This is a genomic window from Brenneria salicis ATCC 15712 = DSM 30166, assembly GCF_003315515.1.
Taxonomy (GTDB): Bacteria; Pseudomonadota; Gammaproteobacteria; order Enterobacterales; family Enterobacteriaceae; genus Brenneria; species Brenneria salicis.
Genome location: NZ_QNRY01000029.1, coordinates 1 through 24,414, shown reverse-complemented (window position 1 = coordinate 24,414; position 24,414 = coordinate 1). Strand labels below are relative to the sequence as shown.

At 50.8% G+C, this 24,414-nt stretch carries 20 protein-coding genes and 1 pseudogene; 6 read left to right on the top strand and 15 right to left on the bottom strand.

The genetic code is table 11. The features are described from left to right. Positions 1-70 precede the first annotated feature (70 nt). On the bottom strand, positions 71-1,081 hold the full coding sequence (gene galR / locus DES54_RS12550) for an HTH-type transcriptional regulator GalR (RefSeq protein WP_113867868.1): 1,011 nt from the start codon (positions 1,079-1,081) through the stop codon (positions 71-73). 553 nt (positions 1,082-1,634) lie between these two features. On the opposite strand from galR, the gene galT reads away from it, so the two are divergent. Together galT and galK are read left to right on the top strand one after the other, a co-directional pair. Beyond that, positions 1,635-2,675 carry a galactose-1-phosphate uridylyltransferase gene (gene galT / locus DES54_RS12545; RefSeq protein WP_113867866.1) on the top strand — a complete coding sequence of 347 codons (1,041 nt, stop codon included), beginning with the start codon at positions 1,635-1,637 and terminating at the stop codon, positions 2,673-2,675. A gap of 9 nt (positions 2,676-2,684) precedes the next feature. Then, on the top strand, positions 2,685-3,848 hold the full coding sequence (galK, locus tag DES54_RS12540) for a galactokinase (protein WP_113867864.1): 1,164 nt from the start codon (positions 2,685-2,687) through the stop codon (positions 3,846-3,848). A 166-nt stretch (positions 3,849-4,014) separates the two neighbouring features. On the opposite strand, the gene mgtE is transcribed toward galK, so the two are convergent. The 4 genes from mgtE to ppk1 form a co-directional block, all read right to left on the bottom strand. After that, the gene (mgtE, locus tag DES54_RS12535) at positions 4,015-5,457 is read right to left on the bottom strand and encodes a magnesium transporter (protein ID WP_113867862.1); all 1,443 of its coding nucleotides are present in this window, start codon (positions 5,455-5,457) and stop codon (positions 4,015-4,017) included. 283 nt (positions 5,458-5,740) lie between these two features. After that, the gene (locus DES54_RS19380; protein WP_427846315.1) at positions 5,741-6,151 is read right to left on the bottom strand and encodes a YfgG family protein; all 411 of its coding nucleotides are present in this window, start codon (positions 6,149-6,151) and stop codon (positions 5,741-5,743) included. Then, positions 6,148-7,683 (bottom strand): exopolyphosphatase, encoded by a 1,536-nt coding sequence (ppx, locus tag DES54_RS12525; protein WP_113867858.1) that lies wholly within the window; start codon positions 7,681-7,683, stop codon positions 6,148-6,150. The genes DES54_RS19380 and ppx overlap by 4 nt, the downstream gene beginning before the upstream one ends. Beyond that, on the bottom strand, positions 7,683-9,755 hold the full coding sequence (ppk1, locus tag DES54_RS12520; RefSeq protein ID WP_113867856.1) for a polyphosphate kinase 1: 2,073 nt from the start codon (positions 9,753-9,755) through the stop codon (positions 7,683-7,685). The genes ppx and ppk1 overlap by 1 nt, the downstream gene beginning before the upstream one ends. 460 nt (positions 9,756-10,215) lie before the next feature. On the opposite strand from ppk1, the gene DES54_RS12515 reads away from it, so the two are divergent. Next, positions 10,216-10,653: a helix-turn-helix domain-containing protein gene (locus tag DES54_RS12515; RefSeq protein WP_113867854.1), complete on the top strand. Its 438-nt coding sequence runs from the start codon at positions 10,216-10,218 to the stop codon at positions 10,651-10,653. A gap of 10 nt (positions 10,654-10,663) precedes the next feature. Here DES54_RS12515 and DES54_RS12510 read toward each other — a convergent pair whose 3' ends face one another. From DES54_RS12510 to ppiB, 6 genes are all read right to left on the bottom strand, one after another. Further along, positions 10,664-12,031: an L-serine ammonia-lyase gene (locus DES54_RS12510; protein ID WP_113867852.1), complete on the bottom strand. Its 1,368-nt coding sequence runs from the start codon at positions 12,029-12,031 to the stop codon at positions 10,664-10,666. Between the two features lie 76 nt (positions 12,032-12,107). After that, positions 12,108-13,391 carry an HAAAP family serine/threonine permease gene (locus DES54_RS12505; protein ID WP_113867850.1) on the bottom strand — a complete coding sequence of 428 codons (1,284 nt, stop codon included), beginning with the start codon at positions 13,389-13,391 and terminating at the stop codon, positions 12,108-12,110. 431 nt (positions 13,392-13,822) lie between these two features. Next, positions 13,823-14,893, bottom strand: a complete 1,071-nt coding sequence (gene purK / locus DES54_RS12500; RefSeq protein WP_113867848.1) for a 5-(carboxyamino)imidazole ribonucleotide synthase — start codon at positions 14,891-14,893, stop codon at positions 13,823-13,825. Further along, positions 14,890-15,399 (bottom strand): 5-(carboxyamino)imidazole ribonucleotide mutase, encoded by a 510-nt coding sequence (gene purE, locus DES54_RS12495; RefSeq protein WP_113867846.1) that lies wholly within the window; start codon positions 15,397-15,399, stop codon positions 14,890-14,892. Before purE ends, purK begins: the two co-directional genes overlap by 4 nt. A gap of 206 nt (positions 15,400-15,605) precedes the next feature. Then, positions 15,606-16,328 carry a UDP-2,3-diacylglucosamine diphosphatase gene (gene lpxH / locus DES54_RS12490; protein WP_113867844.1) on the bottom strand — a complete coding sequence of 241 codons (723 nt, stop codon included), beginning with the start codon at positions 16,326-16,328 and terminating at the stop codon, positions 15,606-15,608. 12 nt (positions 16,329-16,340) lie between these two features. Further along, positions 16,341-16,835, bottom strand: a complete 495-nt coding sequence (gene ppiB, locus DES54_RS12485) for a peptidylprolyl isomerase B (protein WP_113867842.1) — start codon at positions 16,833-16,835, stop codon at positions 16,341-16,343. A gap of 337 nt (positions 16,836-17,172) precedes the next feature. Between ppiB and DES54_RS12480 the strand changes: the two genes are divergently transcribed. Further along, the gene (locus DES54_RS12480) at positions 17,173-17,592 is read left to right on the top strand and encodes a DoxX family protein (RefSeq protein ID WP_113867840.1); all 420 of its coding nucleotides are present in this window, start codon (positions 17,173-17,175) and stop codon (positions 17,590-17,592) included. A gap of 331 nt (positions 17,593-17,923) precedes the next feature. Then, positions 17,924-19,309: a cysteine--tRNA ligase gene (cysS, locus tag DES54_RS12475; protein ID WP_113867838.1), complete on the top strand. Its 1,386-nt coding sequence runs from the start codon at positions 17,924-17,926 to the stop codon at positions 19,307-19,309. Positions 19,310-19,377: 68 nt separating this feature from the next. On the opposite strand, the gene ybcJ is transcribed toward cysS, so the two are convergent. Both ybcJ and folD read right to left on the bottom strand, forming a co-directional pair. Further along, positions 19,378-19,590, bottom strand: coding sequence for a ribosome-associated protein YbcJ (gene ybcJ / locus DES54_RS12470; protein ID WP_113867836.1), 213 nt, complete (start codon positions 19,588-19,590; stop codon positions 19,378-19,380). 37 nt (positions 19,591-19,627) lie between these two features. Further along, positions 19,628-20,491, bottom strand: coding sequence for a bifunctional methylenetetrahydrofolate dehydrogenase/methenyltetrahydrofolate cyclohydrolase FolD (gene folD, locus DES54_RS12465; RefSeq protein WP_113867834.1), 864 nt, complete (start codon positions 20,489-20,491; stop codon positions 19,628-19,630). A 473-nt stretch (positions 20,492-20,964) separates the two neighbouring features. Here folD and DES54_RS12460 point away from each other — a divergent pair, with 473 nt between their 5' ends. Further along, on the top strand, positions 20,965-21,276 hold the full coding sequence (locus DES54_RS12460) for a PTS lactose/cellobiose transporter subunit IIA (protein WP_113867832.1): 312 nt from the start codon (positions 20,965-20,967) through the stop codon (positions 21,274-21,276). Positions 21,277-21,377: 101 nt separating this feature from the next. On the opposite strand, the gene DES54_RS12455 is transcribed toward DES54_RS12460, so the two are convergent. Both DES54_RS12455 and DES54_RS12450 read right to left on the bottom strand, forming a co-directional pair. After that, positions 21,378-23,585: a bifunctional diguanylate cyclase/phosphodiesterase gene (locus tag DES54_RS12455; RefSeq protein ID WP_113867830.1), complete on the bottom strand. Its 2,208-nt coding sequence runs from the start codon at positions 23,583-23,585 to the stop codon at positions 21,378-21,380. A gap of 626 nt (positions 23,586-24,211) precedes the next feature. Then, positions 24,212-24,414 (bottom strand): annotated as a pseudogene (locus DES54_RS12450) (IS630 family transposase); the annotation flags it as partial.

Below are 24,414 nucleotides of genomic sequence, written 5' to 3'. Positions count from 1 at the left end.
TGAATCCGCGTCGCAAAGAAATCATGCCCGCAGAGCCGTTTGCTTAAGCGAACCCAGGTTGGACGAAAGATTATTTTTTGTCCGGGGGCGTGCTGACAGAATCGCGGCGAACCAGTGTCGGGCTGAACATATTGGTGGTGTCTTTGCGCGGTTTGCCCTGGGACAAGGCAATCGCCAGTTGCGCCGCGTGTATTGCCATCGCTGCAACCGGGTAATGCACCGTCGTCAAACGCGGACGCAGGTAGCGGGCGACCAGGACATCATCAAACCCCACCACCGACATATCCTGCGGCACGTTGATGCCATTATCACTCAGCACCGATAGCGCGCCAGCCGCCATCGAGTCGTTGTAGCACACTATCGCCGTCATCTCGCCGCCGCGACTGAGCAACACCGTCATCGCCGCTTCGCCGCCCGGTTCATCCGGCGAGGCCCTGGCGATCAGGCGTTCATTCGGTTCAATACCGTGCTCCTGTAGCGCATCGATATAACCTTGAAGACGATCGGAGGCGTCGGAAATCGGGTGATCCGAGCAGAGAAAACCGATTCTCTGATGACCTTGTTGAATCAAATGACGGGTAGACAGCCATGAGCCGTAACGATCATCCAGCGCGACGCAACGGCTTTCATAACCCGGCAGAGTACGGTTGATCAACACCATATCAGGAATATGGTTCATCAACGCCGCCAGTTCCTGATCAGAAATCATCTTGGCATGCACCACCAACCCGGCGCAGCGATGACGAATAAGCTGCTCGATAGCTTTTTTCTCCTGATCGGCGTTGTGATAGCCATTGCCGATAAGCAGAAATTTTCCTGTTGCCTGAGCGATCTGTTCCACGGATTTGACCATAGCGCCGAAGAAAGGATCGGAAACATCCGCGACCACAATACCAAGTGTTTCCGCGCTTTGATGGGCAAGCGCTCTGGCATTGGCGTTGGGATGATACTTTAACTCGGCCATCGCCCGATGCACGGCGGCTCGTGAGGCGCTGCTGGCTTTCGGAGAATTATTGATGACCCGCGAAACCGTTGCAACGGAGACACCAGAAAGACGAGCGACATCCTTTATTGTTGCCATTGAGCGTTCCTGAACGGTGAGATGCGTTGTCGAGTGATATAAAAACAGCGTTTTTTATGTTTTCCATACCTGACGCCAGCGTGTGTCCGACAACGCTAATCCACGTGAACCACTCACCCGGGTAAGCGTGTCCAACCATGTTGGTTAGCCGTGTTGTTGTGTATCAAACCACTGACCTGGGTATACCTAACGCACGGGTTATGAGAAAAACGAATGATTTATACGTATAAATGTACAGGTTTTTTATTGATGTTACCTATTCCTCTTTTTCCCGCGCTATCCAGACGGTACTTATGTGATCGGTATCAACGTTCATGCCCAACTGTCTCTTTCCAAATGCTATTCCGAGGTTTAAATTTAGTGTAATCGGTTACACTAAATTAAAGAGATAATGAGTAATATTCTTTTTTATGCACGCATAATGCAGGAAATATATAAATTTTCAGTGAAATCGATTACAAGATGATATTTAAACGGTGCATCATATCTGATTGACGACTGACCGATATTGCGGATCCGCACAGGGTAAAGTATTGCTTTGAGGAATGATCTTATGCTGTTTGAACCAACCGAACACCCGCATCGCCGCTTTAATCCGCTCAAAGGCGAGTGGGTGCTGGTATCGCCTCATCGAGCCAAACGTCCGTGGCAAGGGCAGCAGGAAGCGCCGGATCGCAGTGCGCTGCCGTCTTACGATCCGCATTGCTACCTGTGCGCCGGTAACCGGCGGATCAGTGGCGATATTAATCCTTCGTATCAGGGCGCCTATGTTTTCACCAATGATTTTTCGGCTTTGCTGGAAGATACCCCGGCGGTGCCCTTAAGCGCTGATCCGTTGTTCCTTATGGAACGCGCCAGAGGTGTCAGCCGTGTGATCTGTTTCTCGCCCGATCACGGTAAAAGTTTGCCGGAGCTTACGCTACCGGCGCTAAGAGAAGTGATCGATACCTGGAGCCAGCAGACGGCGCAATTGGGCGCACGCTATGCATGGGTTCAGGTATTTGAAAATAAAGGCGCGATGATGGGATGTTCCAATCCGCATCCTCATGGACAGGTATGGGCCAACGATTTTTTGCCGAACGAAGCGCAGCGTGAAGATCAGCATCAGCGTGAGTACTTTATTCAATATACTTCACCGCTGCTGTTGGATTATGTTCAGCGCGAACAGACGGCGGGAACGCGTCGGGTGGTGGAAACAGAATATTGGCTGGCGGTTGTTCCTTATTGGGCATGCTGGCCCTTTGAAACCTTGCTGCTGCCCAAATTCACCGTACAGCGGTTGCCGCAATTGAACGATGCTCAGCGCGACGATCTGGCGGTGGCGTTGAAAAAGCTCACTAGCCGTTATGACAATCTGTTTCAGTGCGCCTTCCCCTATTCAATGGGATGGCATGGCGCGCCGTTCAATGGTGATGACAACGCGCACTGGCAATTGCATGCCCATTTTTATCCCCCGTTATTACGTTCCGCCAGCGTGCGCAAGTTTATGGTCGGCTATGAAATGCTGGCGGAGGTGCAACGTGATCTGACGGCGGAGCAGGCTGCCGAGCGGTTGCGTAGCGTAAGCGATATTCATTTTCGTGAGCAAATTTGAGGTCATCGTATGAGCCGAATAGATTCTCTGCGCCAGTCTGCCGAGTCGGTCTTTATTCAGGTGTTTGGTTATGCGCCGGACGCCAATATTCAGGCGCCAGGCCGGGTAAACCTGATTGGCGAGCATACCGACTATAACGACGGTTTTGTTTTGCCCTGCGCTATCGACTATCAGACAGTGATCAGCGCGGCGGTGCGACAAGACAGTATAGTGCGGGTAGTGGCGGTAAACTGCGATAACCAACAGGATCAGTTCGATCTCACGCCTATTATCGAGCATCACCCTGAATACACCTGGGCTGACTATGTGCGGGGAACCGTTAAATCTCTACAGGCGCGCGGGTTGCCGCTCAGCGGTATGGATATGGTGATTACCGGCAATGTGCCGTCAGGGGCGGGGCTGAGTTCTTCCGCCTCGCTGGAGGTCGCGATCGGTCAGACATTCAAGACCCTGAATAATCTTAACGTAAGCCCGTTAGTATTGGCACTGGCGGGGCAGCAGGCAGAAAACGATTTTGTCGGCTGTCGCTGCGGCATCATGGATCAGTACATTTCCGCTCAGGGGCTGGCGGATCATGCGCTGTTGATCGACTGCCGCTCGCTGGAGGGACGCGCGGTACGGATGTTGACTGGCGTGGAGATAGTGATTGTCAATTCCAACGTGCATCGCGGTCTGGTGGACAGCGAGTACAATACGCGGCGTCGGCAGTGCGAAGCGGCGGCGCGTCACTTTGGCGTCAACGCGCTCCGCGATGTTTCATTGTCGCAGTTTGCGGCAGGCGCGGCGGGCCTTGATCCGTTGGTATGCAAGCGAGCCCGGCATGTGATTACGGAAAACCGCCGCACACTGGAAGCCGCCGATGCGTTGGCGCGTCAGGATGCGCGGCGTCTGTTTACCCTGATGGCGGAATCACATGTTTCCATGCGTGATGATTTTGCGATCACGGTGCCGCAGATTGATACGCTGGTTGCGTTGATTCAGGGCTATGTCGGTGGACGCGGCGGCGTCAGAATGACCGGCGGCGGTTTTGGCGGCTGTGTCGTCGCGCTGACCCCGTCAGCGCTGACGGAGGAAGTGATTGAGGTTATTGAACGCGAATACCCGGCCCGTACCGGGTTGACTCCCTCGATATATCGGTGTCAGGCTTCCGGTGGGGCGGGGCCATTAAGTTAAGAATAGGCAGCGCCGTGGCATTGACGTCATACATTGGCGGTCATCAGATGCAAGTCCCTGTGCTTATCATAGAGATGTTTGAGGAAAACGAAAGCATCGCGCATTGAATGTGCGATGCCTTATGCGAGTTTTCAGCACCAGCCAATAATGCGACACATCAGAACACTTACGGTAATAAAAACACTGTCGCCAGCCCCAGAAAAATAAAAAAGCCGCCGGTATCGGTAATCGCCGTAATCATGACGCTGGAACCCACCGCCGGGTCGCGGCCAAGTGCCATTAGCCCCAGCGGGATCAGCACCCCCATCAGCGCCGCCAGCAACAGGTTGAGCAAGATGGCGAACATCATGACGCCGCCCATTGCCATATCGCCATACAGCGCGTAGGTAACCAGCCCCATAACAGAGCCCCATATCAGACCATTGACCAGCGCCACGCCGAGCTCTTTCAACAACAGGTAGGATTTTTTGCCGTGCTCCAACTGATGCAAGGCCAGCGCACGTACAATCATGGTGATGGTCTGGTTACCGGTATTACCGCCCAGGCCGGCGACGATGGGCATCAGCGCCGCCAACGCCACCAGATGTGCCAGCGTATTTTCAAACAGGCCAATGACGCGGGAGGCGATCAGCGCGGTACAGAGATTGATCGCCAACCACGCCCAGCGGTTACGCACCGATTTGTAGATTGGCGCGTACACATCTTCTGAAGGCGTTAACCCGCCCGAACGACGCAGATGGCTGTCATTTTCTTTATTCACCACGTCCACGATATCTTCAACCGTCAGACGTCCCATCAGTTTGCCCTTGCTATCGACCACGGCGGTGGAAATCAGGTTATATCGCTCAAATGCGCCCGCGGCTTCTTCAAGGCTATCTTCGGGCTGGAACATCAGCGGATGGGATTCCATAATCGCCGAAACCGTCGTTTGGGGCGGGTGCAGTAAAATAGCGGCCAGAGAAAGCTCGCCAATCAGCGTATTTTTTCTATCGGTGACGAACAGTTTATCGGTGGTGTCGGGGATGGTTTTACGATAGCGCAGGTAACGCTGAACCGTCGCCAGCGTCACATCGGCACGGATGGTGACGAGTTTGAAATCCATCAGATAGCCGATGCGGTCTTCGTCGTAATTAATCGCTTCCCGTAACTGCGCCCGCTGTCTGGCTTCCAGCGCCGTCAATATTCTCCCCAGCAGATTGCGGGGCAAACGGCGGGACAGTTGCGCCTGCTCATCCACATCCAATGGGCGCACAGCTTTCAGGATTTCTTTATCCCGCATGTCTTCGATCAGGCCGTCAGAAATATTGTCCGACACTTCAATCAACACGCGTCCGCGTTTTTTAATCGGGATGAGCCGCCACAGGGCCAGTCGTTCATCATGCGGTAAGGATTCCAGCAAGTCTGCAAGGTCGGCGGAATGCCATTCGGCAATCAACTGGCAGATTTCGGCTGTTTGATCGAGTATGGCTTTATTTTCTGTTACAGCAAGGCTTTCTTTTTTAGTATCAGTAGGTTGCTGATTGATAATGCTGTCAACCAGCGCCTTGTTATCCAATAACAAAAGAGAGATGCGACGCCGTTGGGCGCTAAGTTTTTTTACTGTCGACATGGGTGATTTCCGCTCTGTCTGGTGGAGTACCTGACCTGATTTTTATTTCCGTCATCCTTTCTTCGACTATTATGCAGCCGTGTAATGGTGAGCGACCCGGTAAATTTTCCGTTCATGAATAAACGTAGCGTAAAATCAGGGAATTAAGAACATCCGCGCGGTATCGAATGCGCCGTCGGTTGTGGTTGGAAATAGCTTGAAATGAAATGTATAAAGGCACGCGAGTAATGCGCGCGGCTATATTCTTATCGGCAAAATGGGCAAATCAGCGAACGGCTTAGCGTTATTCTTTTTTATGGATTAACACATCTGCGGCAGGCGTGAAGGATTGTTCGAAGCGTGGTTGTTGTTTGTCCTGATGATGGACAAATGCGCTGACGGTGGAGTAGGCGAAACGACCTAAAAGAATGATAAAACTGATGAGTAACACGGCACGGGCGATATGTGAACCACTTCGTCGAGGGCGCATTGATATTCGTCGTCTATGGGTAAGCGTGGACATTACCGTTAAATCTCCAGTGGAAGCGAACATTCGCTGTTTGTTATTTATGCACAAGCGCAGGAATAGGTCAATTGTTCGCGTTGAAAAAGATGGAAGCGGTGCGCCGCTTGCACATTGTAAAAAACAATAGCAAAAATTGTCGCCAACAATGCTGCAAAACTGTCTGAAACCAGCATTGTTGGTCTGAATCAAGCGTTTTCTTCCTCAATACTCAGCTTCCAGCCCGTCGCTCCCTGCCAGAACTCCTGTTCCCGTTCCAGATCGAGTTGCGCCAGCGTGTTCTGAGCAAAGAAATCATGCGGGAAGATCAGCGTCCAGTGATTGTCGTCCGTTAGCAGCCTGAGTGTTTTAGGCGTGGTGGTCGCCTGTCGTTGATTGTTCAGCAGCGTCGCCAGACGTAACAGTTGAACCATCGGCAGGTATTGTTTCTTCTTGAAAAGATTCAGGCGCGGCAACTCTTCCAGCTTGATGGCCTTGCGATGCAGACGCACAATTAGCGCCAGCAGGATTTGCTGTTCCTGATTGAAACCGGGCAGATTGGTATATTGCAGAATGTAGGCGGAATGGCGATGCATGCCGCTATGGTTTATGCTCAGCCCGACCTCATGCAGCATGGAAGCCCAGTCCAGAATGGCGGCAAGCTGCGGATGCACCAGATTGGGATTTTGCTGCGCCCATTGGACATACAGTCGCTCAGTGGTTTCTCTCACCCGGCGCGCCTGTTCGCGGTCGATATTATAATGGCTGGCGAGGCTTTGCGCGGTGCGGATGCGAATATCCTGATGGCGGAAACGGCCTTCCATCTCGTACAACACGCCTTCGCGCAGCGCGCCATCGGACAGACGAAGCGCTTTGATGGCCAGCGCGTCGAAGATGCCGCACAGGATCGCCAGACCGGGCACCAGCACCGATTGACGATCTTCCGGCAAACCCGGCAGGCTAAGCGAGTTGAAGTTTTTAAACTTTATAACCTGACTGCGCAGCAGTTCCAGGCTTTCGGGGGTGATCAAGCCATCTTTCTCGCCCATTTCCACCAGAATTTCATGGGTTGCCTTGATCGTGCCGGACGCGCCGAGGGCGTATTGCCAGCCGTAAATACGGTATTCCCAGGCCAGCGTTTCCAATTTTTGCGCGGCGGCCAACCGAGCGCGCCTGAAGTTGGTTTCGCTGATTTCTCCATTAGGGAAGAACTGTTGCGCGAAACTGACACAGCCCATGCGACGGCTTTCAACCAGCATCGGTTCAAAATCTTCACCGATCACCAGTTCGGTGGAACCACCGCCAATGTCGATAACCAGTTTACGACCTTTTTCCGGTTGGGTGTGTTCCACGCCCATAAAAATCAGACGGGCTTCTTCATGGCCTGAAATGATTTCAATCGGGTAGGGGATAATTTCCGCGGCGCGGCGCAGGAACGTCTGCGCATTCGCCGCCTGACGCAAGGCATGCGTCCCGACAATGGAGACATTCTGCGGGGAAAAGCCCTGTAGTCTTTCCGCAAACAACGCCAGACAGTTTAAGCCGCGCGCCATAGCCTCTTCGCTAAGCATATTCTGGCTATCCAGACCATCGGCCAGATGAACGCGTTGTTTTAACCGGCCGAGCACCTGGAGTGCGCCGTTGACCACCCGCGCCACCACCATATGAAAACTGTTGGAACCCAGATCGACGGCGGCAAATTCTTGGGGTTTCGCAACATCTTGATCTTTATTCGTTAATGGCATTATTCAGGCTTATCTCCGGGTTGCTCAAGCGCTTTGATGTAGTCATAGATGACATTTTGCGCACGTACTTTACGTCGGTTACCGCGCAGAACATAGCGATTACTCAACTCTTTATCAATGACGCGGGCTTTGACGGTATCGCTGAACAGAATATCCAGAATGTCCAATACCCGATCTTTCAATATGGGGTCGAGCATTTCCACCGCGACTTCAATACGATAATCTATGTTACGTGTCATCCAGTCGGCGGAAGAGAGATAAACTTTCTTCTCTCCCCCGTTGTGGAAGACATACACGCGGTCATGTTCCAGATAGCGATCGACAATACTGATTACCTGAATATTTTCGCTGATCCCGGGTAAATTCGGGATCAACGAACACATACCCCGCACCAGCAGATTGATCTTCACGCCTATCGAGGAGGCCTGGTACAGTTTTTCAACCAGTCCCTTATCGACAAGATTGTTAACCTTAAGTGTGATCCCGGCGTCGATCCCTGCCTGTGCATGGTTGATCTCTTTATCGATCAATTTATAAAGCTTGTCACGCGAGTTTTGCGGCGAAACCAGCAAGTGTTCAAAGGCCACCGGCCGGTACGGGTTCTCAATGAAGTTGAATACCCGGCGCACCTCGTTGGTGATGCGCTCATCGGCGGTAAGCAACGAGTAGTCGGTGTAAATACGGGCGGTTTTTTCATTGAAATTGCCCGTGCCGATATGGGCGTAACGCATGATGTTTTCTCCCTCGCGGCGCGAGATCAAAAACAGCTTGGCGTGAATTTTCAGTCCGGGTACGGAGAAAATGACGTGAACGCCAGCTTCGGTAAGTTGCTTCGCCCAGTGAATATTCGCTTCTTCATCAAAGCGCGCCTGCAATTCCACCACCACAGTGACTTTCTTGCCATTGTAAGCGGCATGAATCATCGAGTTGATGATGCGGGAATCTTTCGCCACCCGATAGATATTGATTTTTATCGCCAGAACACTGGGATCGAACGAGGCCTGACGCAACAATTCCAGGATGTGCTCAAAAGTATGGTACGGATAATAAAGTAGAATATCCTGTTGCCGGATAGCATCAAAACCATTACGGGAATGGATGAACCTCAAGTGTCGCAACTGCGGCAGCGATTTGTTGACCAGATTGGCGCGGCCCACATTGGGGAACGAAATGAAGTCTTTAAAGTTATGGTAGCGACCGCCGGGTATGACCGAGTCGAAGGAGGAGATCCCCAGTTTTTCCTGCAGGATTGTCACCATGGCGTCGGGCATATCACGCTGATAGACGAATCTCACAGGTTCCGCGGTTAGGCGCTGCTTCAGGCTGGAAGACATCAGCTCCAGCAGGCTGGATTCCATTTCCGTCACCAGATCGTACTCGGCGTCACGCGTCATCTTCATGGAATACGCGTTCAGGGCATCGTAATCAAAAAAGCCTTTAAAAATATCATCCAGACAATAGCGCAGGATGTTGTCGATCAGAATCATGGTTTTACGGCGGCGGGGCGCTTCTGCCGGCAGATTGACAAAACGCGGCACTTTGTCCGACGGAATTTCCAGCAGAGCGTAATTGATCTGATCGCCGCGGATGATTTCGACAGCAAGATAGGTGTAGTCATCCTTGAGGAACTGCACCAGATTGGTGTCGTGCAGAATAAGTATCGGGGTGATATGCGGGCGTAGATATTGCCTGAAATACTCTATCAACCATTCTTGCTGATTGGGGGAAACCTGACGCTCGTTGACCAGGAAAATCTGGTTGCGCGCCATTTCGAGTAATAACTCGTTATAAAGGTTGTCAAAGATCTGGTCTGTTTTCAGGACGCGCGCCTGAATTTTCCCTAACAAGCGGCGCAGATTTCCGTCTGATCCTTGTTCTTCATTAATCAGGATTCGTCTTTTCAGATCGGCAAAACGGACTTTGTAAAACTCATCAAGATTGTTGGAGTAGATGCCAAGAAAGCGCATACGCTCGATCAATGGGTTGCTTTTATCCGCGGCCTCCTGAAGTACGCGTTCATTAAAGGACAACCAACTTAACTCTTTCTCAATGTAGAGTTTGCCCTGACTCATTGTCACTCCATTCAATTAATGTGCTGTGGTCTATCTAATGATGCCTGCCCGGTGGTTTTCAGGTGCGATGAAGATAGCTGTCGGGCCATGTTCTGGTGGTGATGCGCCGTGGCGTCGCCACAGCGACGGCGCATCACCCCTGTAACGCGAATTATTCAGGGTATAACAACATTATGGCTCGTTCATGACCACAAAATCGATACACTTACCATTGTCATATTATGAGGGTAAAGACAACATATGCTACCCGCTTTTTCTACGGAAGCGTGAGAGACGGTTTATTTGGCGATAGTCGCCCAGAGCCGACATTTACCGCCTGGTATCGTCACGGCCCGGTATTTTTCGCCATTTTCATGGGACGGATCAAGATTATTGATACCGTTCATCAATTGTCCGTGCCATTTGAAAAACCGATGATAAAATGCGGACAATTTAATGGCTCAGGCAGACGGCGGATAAGATGAGATTCAGTACCATGAGTGAAGGCGAAATTATTACGGAGCTTTGCCGCAGAATAAAAGACGCCCGCATCCAGCAACGTCTGTCTCAGGTTGATCTCGCTGAACGGGCCGGGTTAGGCATCGCGACCATTAAACGCGCCGAGATGGGAGAATCTATAACGCTCATCAGCCTATTGTGTATTCTGCGTGGTCTTAACCGCTTGCATCAACTGGAAAGTATTTTATTTGATGCGGAGGTAAAATCATTTAACGCTCAGGTCAGCGGTAAGAAAAAACATACGCCGTTGCGTATCCGCAAGAAGGCGGCGGTTTTTCCAGCCCAATCAACCGCTAAGCGTGAAAATGAGGAAAAAACGTCCGCCATTACCGTGGATTGGTATATTGCCGCCGCTGAAAATAATATTATCTGGTCATGGCCGGACAGCGAAAAGAAATAAGTTATCCGGCTTATTCACACAGCACCACTTTAATCGCTAACCCGCCTCGTGATGTTTCGCGATATTTTGCATTCATATCCTTACCGGTTTCGAACATGGTTTCGATCACTTTATCCAGTGAAACCCTCGGTTCGCTGGTGCGGCGCATCGCCATCCTCGCGGCATTAATCGCTTTTACTGAAGCAATGGCGTTACGTTCAATGCACGGCACCTGAACCTGACCGGCGACGGGATCGCAGGTCAACCCCAGATTGTGCTCCATACCGATCTCCGCCGCTATGAACACCTGTTCAGGATTGGCGCCAAGTAACTCGGCCAGCCCTGCCGCCGCCATAGAGCATGCCACGCCAACCTCACCCTGGCACCCCACTTCCGCACCGGAAATCGAGGCATTCATTTTATAGAGCATCCCGATCCCACCGGCAGCCATGAAGTAACGCAGATAGGATTCCTGCGTAACAGGTTGAATATAATGATCATAGTAAGCCAGAACCGCAGGGATAATACCGCAGGCACCGTTGGTCGGCGCGGTGACGACGCGACCGCCGGACGCATTTTCTTCCGCCACGGCCATTGCGAACATATTCACCCAGTCCATCGCATCCATCGGATCATTAGAAAAACGATCATTGATGAACAGCAAACGATGCAGCGCCGAAGCGCGGCGGGGAACGCGTAACGGCCCGGGCAACACACCTTCGGTATTCATGCCGCGATGAATGGCATGCTGCATAATTTTCCAGACATCGGCAAAATACGCCTCAATCGCTTCACGCCCGTGCATGGCGATTTCGTTTTTCATTACAATAGCGGATAAGGAGAGGCAGTTATCGTGACAGTGCCGCAGTAACTTTTGCGCGGAAAAGAACGGATAGGGCGCATTCTCTTCCGTCAGATTGGTTTTGCCAAAATTCTCCTGATCAACGACGAACCCGCCGCCGATGGAATAATAGGTTTTACTGTAAAGCAGTTCCTGATGGCGATAGGCGCGAATGACCATGCCGTTTTCATGCAGCGGCAGGTTTTTCGCTTGAAAACACAACGCGGTTTCCAGCGGGAAACTCACGTCATACTGACCGTCGAGCAGCGGCAGGCGATGGGTTTCCCTGACTCGTTGTATGAACGCGGGAATAGCGTCGATATCAACCCTGTCCGGCTGGTTACCCGCCAGCCCCATGATAATGGCGATATCGGTATGATGACCTTTGCCTGTCAGGGACAGTGAGCCGTAAACATCCGCCTCGATGCGCGTCACCGATGAAATAAGTGCGTTGCTGACCAGATCATCCGTAAACATTTTGCCAGCTTTCATCGGACCTACGGTATGTGAACTGGATGGACCGATACCAATTTTGAAAATATCAAATACGCTGACCATAGCGACTTCCTTAAAAAACGCCGGTCGTTGGCATAACGAACCGGCGTTGAGATGAGAGGATCAGGGCGGTATGGCCTTAGCCAAACAAGCTGTAAATAATCGCGCTGATGGCAATCAGGCCCATGATGGTGACAAAGACGTTGCTGATCTGGCCGCTGTATTTTTTCATCGCCGGGACTTTCTGAATGGCGTACATCGGCATCAGGAACAGCAAGCAGGCGATAATCGGGCCGCCCAGCGTTTCTATCATCCCCAGAATGCTGGGGTTCAGCGTGGCGACTATCCAGGTGGTGATCAGCATGAACAGCGCCGTGATGCGGTTCAGTCTGGCGCCGGAGATGGTTTTGCCTTTGCTGTGCAGCGATTTAACCACCATGCCGTTAAAACCTTCGCCCGCGCCCAGATAGTGTCCCAGAAAAGATTTGGAGATAGCGATGGTGGCGATGATCGGCGCCAGGTAGCCCATGAACGGATTGTCAAAATGGTTGGCCAGATAGGATAGAATGGAGATGTTCTGTGTTTTGGCTTCCATCAGTTCCGTTGGCGACAGGGTCAATACGCAACTGAAGACAAAGAACATGACTGTCAGCACCATCATGAGGTGGCTGTAAGACAGAATGCGTGAACATTTCTGTTCGGCGTCGTCACCGTATTCCTTGCGTTTGGCCACAGCGAAAGAGGAGATGATCGGCGAGTGGTTGAAGGAGAAAACCATCACCGGGATAGCCAGCCACAGTGTCGCCAGCAAACTATTCCCGGTGACATTATTTGCCAGAGAAATATTTTCAAAAACCGAGGTATTCCAATGGGGAATTAAATATAACGCCAGCATCATTAATACGGCAACGAACGGATAAACAAGAACACTCATTGCTTTAACAATCATGGCTTCGCCAAAGCGCACAATGAACATCAAACCCAGGATCAATATTAATGACAGCAGCGCTCTTGGCGGCGAGGGCAAATGTAATTGGTGGGTAATAAAGCTGTCCACCGTATTGGTGATTGCCACACTGTAAACCAGAAGAATCGGATAGATGGCGAAAAAATACAACGAAGTGATTAATTTTCCAGCACCAACGCCGAAATGTTCTTCAACCACTTCGGTAATATCTTCACCACCTTTTTTACCCGATAATACAAATCGACATAAAGCGCGATGAGAATAATATGTCATTGGGAAAGCAATAATCGCCATAATAATTAACGGTATCAGTCCGCCAATACCCGCATTTATCGGCAAAAACAGCACGCCGGCGCCAATGGCCGTACCATAGAGGCCGAGCATCCAGACGGTATCGCTTTTACGCCAGCCTGAAGCCTGCTCTAAAACCTGGCCGCTGTCTTGAATTGTGCTCATGTTGGTTTCTCCTCAGTGAACACTGGATATAAAATTTACAGTATCGGCAAGTTGCCGTTACAGGGATTAAACGTGAACAGGACATATAATTATGTTGATAAGTAAATACTGTTTTCGTGGGTTGCATTCTATATCGTGCCGGCCAGAGAATAATATTGTGGCGATAACAGAAATCAATGGATGCAAATTATTTTAATAGAATCTATCGGGAATTAAAACATCAACAATGATACTTTATTTTAATTATTTTTAAAGGTGCTTTATTGATGCTTTATTTACTGGTTGAATGATAAAAAATAACCAGTAATAAGCGATGTATTAAAATAATGCCGTTATCAATAATAGACCCCAATAGGGCGATGTCACGCTGAATGTCATTTTCCCTTTTGCCGGACAGACGGATAAACCGTCTGTCCGGCGCGATGCGTGCATCAGGTAGAGAGTTTTTCCTGTGCCCAACGCAGACCACTGTGATATTCATCCGTCAACATTGCCGTCAGCGACTGCAAGGTCTGTTGAAGTTGAACGGTATCCTGGGCCGGTAAATTCAGGTGGCCGACTTTCCGCCCCGGACGTACCTCTTTGTCATACCAGTGCAGATGCACCAGCGGCAAAGCGAGCCAGTCGATATTCACCTCGGTGCCGATCAGATTGACCATCACCGACACGGTCCCGACGACTGGCGCGGGCATAGGCAGATCCAGAATAGCGCGCAGATGCAACTCAAACTGGCTGATGGACGCGCCATTTTGCGTCCAGTGGCCGCTATTATGTACACGCGGCGCCAACTCATTGATCAGCAGATGGTTATCCACGATGAAACACTCCATCGCCATCACGCCCACATAGCCTAGTTCGTTCATAATGGCCGACAACATCTGTTCAGCCTGCTGCTGAAGTTGAGGCTGCGGTTGCGACAGAACCACGCTGGCGCGCAGAATGCCGTCCTGATGCAGGTTATGCGTCAGCGGATAGAACACGCATGTCCCTTGCGCGTTGCGCGCGCCAACCAGCGACACCTCGCCGGAGAAGTTAATCCCCTGTTCGACAATGCATGCGCCGTAGCAAGCGGCTGGCAATGTGGTCTGCTCGCCTGCGCGCAACCGCCATTGACCGCGGCCATCGTAACCGCCCACACGACGTTTGACGATGGCCAGTTCACCCAGCCGGGAAAAAATCCGCGGCCACTCTTCCGCGCCGGCGAGTAGCTGCCAGGGCGCCGTCGCCAGATTCAGGGAATCCAGCAACTGTTTTTGAATGAGTCGGTCGGCCAGTCGCGGGAAAATATCACGGTTAACGAAGGCGCTATGGGCAGCCAGTTGATGGGTGAGGGCGGTTTCCGGCCAACGTTCAATCTCGGCGGTAATCACGCTGCTCTGAAACGGTACAGACTCCGGTTCCGCATCCAGACCGACCGGATAAACGGCAATACCTAGCGGTTCGCCCGCCTGACGCAGCATTCTGCCCAGTTGACCATTACCTAATACGCAAACCGGCTTCATGCATCCTCCCTGGGATCAGGATGGGATAGCACTTCATCGGTTTGGCTTTGCCGCCAGTCAGCCAAACGAGCGGCGATCGTCTTGTCATGCAAGGCAAGGATTTGTGCGGCCAGCAGCGCGGCATTGGCGGCGCCCGCTTTCCCGATCGCCAGCGTACCGACGGGAATGCCGCGCGGCATTTGAACAATTGAATACAGGCTGTCAACGCCGCTCAGCGCCGCGCTTTGTACCGGTACGCCCAGCACCGGGATCAGCGTTTTGGCGGCCAGCATCCCCGGCAAGTGCGCCGCGCCGCCAGCGCCGGCGATAATCACATCGAAACCGTTCTGAGCGGCTTGCTCGGCAAAATTGAACAATTTATCGGGGGTACGGTGGGCCGAGACAACTTCAACATGAAAAGGGATGTTCAGTGTGGTGAGAATGTCCGCAGCAAACTGCATGGTGGCCCAGTCACTCTTGGAACCCATGACGATAGCGATTTTAGCCGGAGCAACGTTGGATGACATGCCTGTAAAGCTCCTGTGATTTTACATGATCATGACGCAGAGTAAGGGAACCGCGTCGGCCAGATAGACAGTGCTCTGGCGTTGAGGGCGTAGAGCATACCATGACCTTATGACGAGGAAAACGGTTGCGTCGGCATCAACGTCGGATTATCGCGGCGACAATTCGCTAAATCGATGGGCGCAAAAGAATTAAGGAATGTATCCCATCATAACGGGAAAACGATCAGTTCAAGGCCGTGTTCGGTGACTTTGATCATTGAGCCTTCATGATGCCAGGCGCCCAGCACGACGCGTTGCGCTTCGAGGTTTTTAGTAATGATCGGATGAATGGCCGGACGGTGAGTATGACCGTGGATCATGGTGTTAGCCTGATAATACCGCAGCCGACGAATAACCTCTTCGGGATTCACGTCCATAATCTGCTGTGATTTATGCTGATTGGCATGGCGGCTGGTTGAGCGCATTTTTTCTGCGATGCAGAGCCGAAGACGCAGCGGTAGCAACAGGAAAAGACGCTGTATCAGCGGATTGTGTACCCGACGGCGAAATTTCTGGTAAGCATGATCGTCGGTACACAGCGTGTCGCCGTGTAAAATGAGCACCCGCCGATCATACAGATCGCACACCGTTTCTGTCGGCAACACGATCATCCCGCTTTGCCTGGCAAAGCGCTTGCCGATCAGAAAATCACGGTTGCCGTGTACGAAATAGCAGGGGACGCCGTGCTGATGCAGTTCATACAACGCTTCCGCTACGGTTGTATGCAGCGGCTGCGGATCGTCATCGCCGATCCAGGCATCAAACAGGTCGCCCAGAATATAAAGTGCATCGGCTTTCACGGCCTCATGGCGCAAAAATCGCAGAAAACCGGCGGTGATCGCCGGTTCGTGAAGACTTAAATGCAGATCGGCAATAAACAGAGTCGCCATGAGAGTATGGGATTACTCGTTGACGGTTACGCTGTTGATCACAACATCTTCTTTAGGTACGTCCTGATGCATTCCGCTGCGGCCAGTCGCGACGCCTTTGATTTTATCCACCACGTCCATGCCTTCGGTGACTTCGGCGAATACGCAGTAGCCCCAGCCGTCAGCGCGTTCTGAACGGAAGTTCAGGAAGTCGTTGTCGACGACATTAATAAAGAACTGCGCGGTAGCGGAGTGCGGATCGTTGGTACGCGCCATCGCCAGTGTGCCACGGGCGTTTTTCAGGCCGTTGTTGGCTTCATTCTTAATCGGCGCGTCGGTGTTTTTCTGCGCCATCCCCGGCGCAAAACCACCACCCTGGATCATAAAACCATTGATAACGCGGTGAAATATGGTGTTGTCGTAAAAGCCGTTACGACAGTAATTCAGAAAGTTTTCTACGGTAATCGGCGCTTTATCTGCGAAAGTGTTGATAACGATATCGCCGTGGTTGGTATGCAACGTGATCATAGTAATGAACCCCAGATAGCCGTGGTAATGAGAATAAAGTTCACCGTACACGGTGAGCGATCAAGAGCGCTCTTATAACATAACTGGCTTACTGAGTCAGCAGAGCCTTTGTCTTAAAGGGGGGCGGACAGGGAAGCGCGGAAAGAAAGTGCATGAGCGGAATTCAGCATACAAATAAATCGAACAACTTTCATTTCTTTAGTTGATTTATTTGAACAATAATTTTTTTGTGCCAGATCAATGTATTGACTGAACAACGTGTTCTTTGAGAATGACAGCGATTAATCTGGAATTGATTCGTATTACCCTCGAATAACACTAAATAGATAGGTGGATTATGCTGGACAGTATTAATCGCGTATTAGATAAACCTGATTTCGGAAAACTGCTGCTGCGTTTATCCTTCAGTATTCTGATGTTGCTCCACGGATGGCATAAGGTACACAACGGGATTGGCGGTATTGAAGGCATGCTCGCCGCGGCGGGGATCCCGACGTTTGTTGGATATGGTGTTTATGTGGGGGAAGTGGTTACCCCTGTTTTGATGATTCTGGGTATCCTGACTCGTCCTTCCGCGTTGATTTTCTCTTTCACTATGGTTGTCGCCGCATGGTTGTACCCGGCGGGCTTCACCATGCTGGCGAAAACCGGGGCATGGGCCGTTGAACCCGCGGCGGTTTTCTGCTTTGCTGGTCTGGCCATTGCCTTGCTGGGCAGCGGAAAATACTCGGTGATGTCGAATCCGCGCTGGCGCTGATGTTTAGGCGGTTAGCACGGTAAGGCGTGATGAAAGGTCCGTAGCTTGCGGACCTTTTTGCTATTTATCGAGAAGTCCGCGTTTGTCGTCATCGTCTGCATTTAACTCTGCCTGGCGCGAAAAAAGGGATGAGGTAAATCCCTGTCAATGATCTGTTTGTTGCGGGGCATCGGTCTTGCGATCAGCCTTGCAATAGAATGGGGATCAGGTTTCAATACGCAGTCGGGGTTGCGAAGCCCTTAGCAAATTGACTGTTATTCATGCTGACACAAGCATTCATGCTGACACAACCAATGAGTCACTTATCCTGCGAACACCATGGAATGCCCTGATGCTAAAGATTTTTAATACGCTAAGTCGCCAAAAAGAGGAATTCAAATCTATCCACGCCGGTCAAGTGGGGATGTATGTGTGTGGGATCACGGTTTATGACCTGTGTCATATCGGTCACGGGCGTACTTTTGTGGCGTTTGATGTTGTGGCTCGCTATTTGCGCTATTTGGGTTATTCGCTGAAATATGTGCGCAACATCACTGATATCGACGATAAAATTATCAAACGCGCAGCGGAGAAGGGTGAAACCTGCGAGCAGCTAACCACTAGAATGATCGCGGAAATGCACGCTGATTTTGATGCGCTGAATATTTTGCGTCCAGATGTGGAGCCGCGGGCGACTCACCACATTGCCGAGATTATCGAACTGGTCGAAACGTTGATTGCTCGTCGCCATGCCTATGTAGCCTCGAACGGCGATGTTATGTTCTCAGTGGACACTGCTCCCGGCTATGGCGTGCTGTCCCGTCAGGATCTGAGTCAGCTACAGGCGGGCGCACGGGTTGAGATTACCGAAGTCAAACGTAATCCGATGGATTTTGTTCTGTGGAAAATGTCCAAGCCGGGTGAACCGCATTGGTCTTCTCCGTGGGGAGAAGGACGCCCTGGCTGGCATATCGAGTGTTCCGCCATGAACTGCAAACAGTTGGGCGAACATTTTGATATTCATGGCGGGGGTTCAGACCTGATGTTCCCGCATCATGAAAACGAAATCGCCCAGTCCAGTTGCGCGCACGACGGCCCTTATGTCAACTATTGGATGCATTCCGGCATGGTGATGGTTGACCGGGAAAAAATGTCGAAGTCGTTGAATAACTTCTTCACGGTGCGAGATGTGCTGGCCTATTACGATGCTGAAACGGTGCGCTACTTCCTGATGTCCGGTCATTACCGCAGCCAGTTGAATTACAGCGAAGAGAACCTGAAACAGGCACGCTCGGCGCTGGAACGGTTGTACACGGCGTTGCGCGGTACGGACAGCAGCGTGGAAGCGCAAGGTGACGACGCGTTTGAAGCGCGCTTTCGTGAAGCGATGGACGACGATTTCAATACGCCGGAAGCATACTCCGTGCTGTTTGACATGGCGCGCGATGTCAACCGTCTTAAAACCGAAGATCCGCATGCCGCCAATCAACTGGCATCGGCGCTGCGCAAGCTGGCTAACGTTCTTGGCCTGTTGGGACAAGATCCAGATGTTTTCCTGCAAAGCGGCGCGCCGGCGTATGACGACGAAGTTAAGGAAATTGAAGGGTTGATCAAACAGCGTAAAGACGCCAGAACAGCCAAGGATTGGGCGTTGGCGGATCAGGCTCGTGATCGGTTGAATCAACTAGGCATCATTTTGGAAGACGGCCCGCAGGGAACGACATGGCGACGTAAGTAAGCCGTTATCGCCTTCCAGACCGTAAAAGCCCGCCGGTGAGCGCATCGGCGGGCTTTGTTATCAGGGGATCAGGCGGTGACTTCCACTGCCTCGCCTGCAAATTCAACTTTCTGACCGGCAATAATTTTGCAGCGTTTACGTGTTTCAATCTGTCTGTCAACGGTGACTTCACCAGCCGCGATAACCAGCTTGGCCGTCGCGCCGCTCTCACTCCAGCCCAGTAGTTTCAGTAAATCGCACAGTTTAACGTGCGGATGGTTTTCGAGTTGAAAAATAGTCATAATTTCCTGATTTCTGCTGTTGGGATAGCCTGACGAATTATTCGACGCTATCGTGATATTCTTCGCAAGCCTGCAATGTATTCTGAATCAGCGTGGCGACCGTCATCGGGCCAACGCCGCCCGGCACCGGGCTGATATAAGCGGCTCTTTCCTTTGCGGTTTCATATTCCACATCGCCGACCACTTTGCCGTTCTCCAGGCGGTTAATCCCCACATCCAGCACGATCGCGCCCGGTTTGATCCATTCCCCCGGAATAAATTCCGGCTTGCCGACTGCGACCACCAGCAGATCCGCATTTTCAATGTGATGGCGCAGATTTTTAGTGAAACGGTGCGTCACTGTCGTCGTACAACCCGCCAGCAACAATTCCAGACTCATCGGGCGACCGACAATATTGGAGGCGCCGACCACCACCGCATTCAGGCCAAAAGTTTCAATATTGTAGCGTTCCAGCAGGGTGATGATGCCGCGGGGCGTGCAGGCGCGCAGCAGCGGGGCGCGTTGGCACAGACGCCCAACGTTGTACGGATGGAAACCATCAACGTCCTTATCTGGCGCGATACGCTCAATGACGTTGGTGTTATCAATCCCTTCAGGCAGAGGAAGTTGAACCAGAATACCGTCAATTGTTTGGTCCGCGTTCAGTTTATCGATGAGCGCCAGTAATTCCGGCTCGGTGGTGGTGGCGGGTAAATCATAAGAGCGGGAAATGAAGCCGACTTCTTCGCAAACTTTACGTTTACTGGCAACGTAAATCTGTGAGGCCGGATTCTTACCGACCAGAACAACAGCCAGACCTGGCGCTCGTTTTCCTGCCACCAGACGCTCTTTTACCCGCGCAGCGACTTCGTTTTTGACCTGCTGCGCAATCGTTTTACCATCAATAATCTTTGCTGCCATCTGAGAGTAGATCCATCAGTATTAAGTACATGAGATGATGCTATTTTGTCAGAAGCGGCGCTTGCTGTCAGGCATTGTGTAAACATAAATTGCGTAAACATAAATTATGTAAACATAAATTGTATCATTGAAGCGATTGTCGTCACGATAAAATGATCATGACGTCATCTTATCCGCAGTAACGATGGCGGCAGATATTTCATTCGCGTATTTCCCGCTGGGGTGCTGAATGCATTCAGATGCTTTTAATCATAATTGATACATAACATTATGATTTCCAGTAACAAATATAAATATATCATCTATATTTAATAGGCAGGCTGTTATTGGCAGCCTGATATACCCGTCATCATTCAGGTAGTCGGCGTCGTTGCCGACCACCTGGATTCTGGATTTATTGGATACGACAAGGATCAATAGGCTGGTGAAAACATGGTGTGACAGCGGTTTATAATTCTCGGGGGGAAGAGAAAATGGATGTGGAAACTCGAATGATCGAACTCATCGTTAAATCTGGCGAAACACGTTCCTGCTCTATGGAAGCGCTTCGTTCAGCCCGCAAAGGGGAATGGGAACATGTCGATCAATTGCTGAAAATGGCGGCGACGGCCTTGAATAAGGCTCAGCTTATCCAAACCGGATTTATTGGTAATCATGATAAGGAAAAGACCAATCTCGATCTCATTGTGGTACACGCGCAGGATCATTTAATGAATGCCATGCTGTGCCGTGAACTGGCGGAAGAGATCATTGCACTTAGAAAAGAGGTATGTAGCGTAAAATAACATGAAAAATTTATCTATCAGCAATGCATCTATCAACAATATAAAGCCATTCCGCATAAAGCTGAATGGCTTTGGATTCTGATGGGAGGCAGAGTTTGTCTTCACTGCGGCGGTATTTTTATGACGTCCTTCCGGGATTCAATCCATGTGGCGACAGCTTGTGCATTGATAGGGCGGGAAAAGAGATAACCTTGAAGAACAATCGCAACGGGTTGGTCTGAAAGTAGCTGATGCTGCTCACGGGTTTCAACACCTTCGGCCACCACCGTCAGCTTCAGACTCTGGCCGATACCAATTACCGCCATCACCAGCGCCTGTATACGCGCTTCTTCCCGACATTTATCGATGAAACTGCGATCAATTTTTACCTCGGTCACGGGTAAATTGGCCAGATTCGACAGGCTCGAAAATCCTGTACCGAAATCATCCACCGACAGACCAACCCCAAGTGCGCGTATGGCATTCAACAGCCCCAGCATCTCCGGTGTAAGCGACATTACGGTGTTTTCCGTTATCTCTATCGTCAGGCTTTCACCCGGCAAACCATATTTGCTGAGCAATCCGGCGACGAAATTCGGCAGATCGTGGTTACGGAAATTAAGCGGCGACAGATTGACCGATACCACTGGTATCTGAACGCCAGCTGTGCGCCACTCCGCCATTTGTCGGCAAACCTCGGTTAACGCCCAGCGGCCAATGTTCTCTATTTCGCCAATTTCCTCGGCGAGCGTAATAAACTTACCGGGCGGCACTTCGCCAAATTCAGGATCATGCCAGCGGGCTAATGCCTCCATCCCGTAAAGTTCTTCGCTGTCTGAATTGACCTGGGGCTGATAGTGCAGATATAACGCGCCGCTGGCGATGGCGCGCTTAAGAGCGCCGCCAAGCAACAGGCGATCATTCACTGCCTGATTCATCTCCGGGTTGAAGAACTGGTAGCTACCCTGGCGGCGGCTCTTGGCTTGATACATGGCGCTTTTCGCGTTGCTGAGCAACATGTCGCGATCATGACCGCCATCGGGAGCATGGCTGATGCCGATACTGGTGGACAGATTAAGCAGGTGACCGTCCACTTTCATGGATTGTCCGACAATTTGCTGAAGGCGTTCGGCCATTCGGACAGCGGCGCGAACATCATAATCAGGGCAGACGATAAAAAATATATCGCCTTCCGTATGGCTCAGGAATTCTCTGGGAGAGAGTTGCTGTTGCAGGCGATTGGCGATAGTGACCAGCACCTGATCGCCCGCCATATGGCCCAGCGTATCGTTGATGTCTTTGAAGCGATCCACGCCTAGAGAAAAGAAAGCCAGCGCCTGTGAGGGATTCTGTTTCTGTAGTTCATCAACATGGCGGCGCAGGTATCTGCGATTTGGCAGCCCGGTAAGCATGTCGAACTGTACCAGATGCTCCATCCGCTGGCGGTATTCCTCACGTTCGATGGCCAGCGTACACAGGTAGACGCTGGCATCGGCAATACGTTCCAGCCAGGGGTCCGGTTCGGCGTTGAGCTTAAAATAGAAGGCGAAAGTACCGATGACGCTGTCATTGCGGCTTTTGATCGGGTAGGTCCAGCAGGCGAGAAAACCGTGCGGCAACATCTGATGTTTATAGGGCGCCCAGAGAGGATCGGTGTTGATATCGTATACCATCACCGACTCGCCGCGATGCGCGCATGTGCCGCAACCCGCTACCCCTTCACCGATTTCCACCCCTTCCCAGTTGGGGCCATACTCGGCGGGGAAACTTGGCGCGGCCCAGGGACGAAGCCGCCGCTCGGCAACCCGACATATAGACACCAACACACCCGGTGTGATGGATTCGATTCGCCGACACAAAGAATCTCCCAGTTCTTGAAACGACTGGTTGCTGGTCAGGGCTTCCAGCACATCGCGCTCTAGCGCCCGGATCTCGTGTTCATCGGTAAGGTTGAATTTATGTGCGATATCGAAAACCGAGGCCATATGGCAGATGCGATCGCCAACCTGTACTTTCGACAAAGTAAGGGCCACTCGCCGTTGGCTCCCGTCCTTGCGCGTCAGAGGTATTTCAATGATTGTCCCGCCTAACTGATTGATGCCATTGTTGTCATGAATACTGTCATGAACACCCAACAGATCCAGGGACAGCAACATTGCCACATTCTGCTCCAGCACCTCGACTTGGGCGTAGCCCCAGAGTCGCTCTGCGGCCGGGTTGAAAAATTTTACCTGATTATGCTCGTCGAACAGTACGGTGGGGAAAATTGATTGTTCCAGAGCAAGCCGCAACACTGTATTCAGATCAATGGGTTGGTTTATCATGTTCATGAGTATTTATCCTTTTTTCAACCCTGGGAATCGCATCCGTGGCAGATTTAATGGTGTTCTGTAAATACCATTTTATTATCCGCTATTTTACATCTGTTTTCCCTGGCGACAAAACGTCAGACAGCGTTCAGGTTATCTGCTAATTATCGGTAGTCTTAATATAAAAATTATCGTCCGCCAAAAATAGAAAAGAATGAAAGCGTTTGAATGTGTTATTTGCTTTAACATAATCTAAAAAAATCATTTTGTTAATTATTTTTATTAACAGTAATTATTTCATTAACCACAACGAGTAAAATAACAAGTTACTCAATTTTTAATGATATACTGAGGCTGTAAATTAATAGTAGCGAGAAAAGTATAGTAAATGAAGATGGAATGATACCTAAAACAGTGCGTGATAGGAAACTAAAAATTTTGGGGTTTCTTTTGCTTTTTATTCAAAATATATGCATGAGGGTTGACTTACATTTCATATATATTAACGGTAGCTCGTTGATTAACATTTTATGACTTCACAGGTATTAATATTTTCTACTATTAAAATGTAAAAATATTTTTTCTACTGTTTATCGGATATTGAGATTCGAGCAAAACACTACGCTAAATAACTGATCCTAATATCGCTACATTTTTACCAACCCATGATTCCCACCGGGGAATGGGCTGACAGTATTCATAAAGTGACGCCCTTTTTTCAGTAACTGCCACATTGAGCGGCACTGGTGGTTTCCGGTTATCGTTTCGTGCAGCGCCTGCCACAGCCGTTCAACATGATTTACCCAGGGCGAGTAAACCGGCTGATAAATAACACGAAACTTCGGATTCT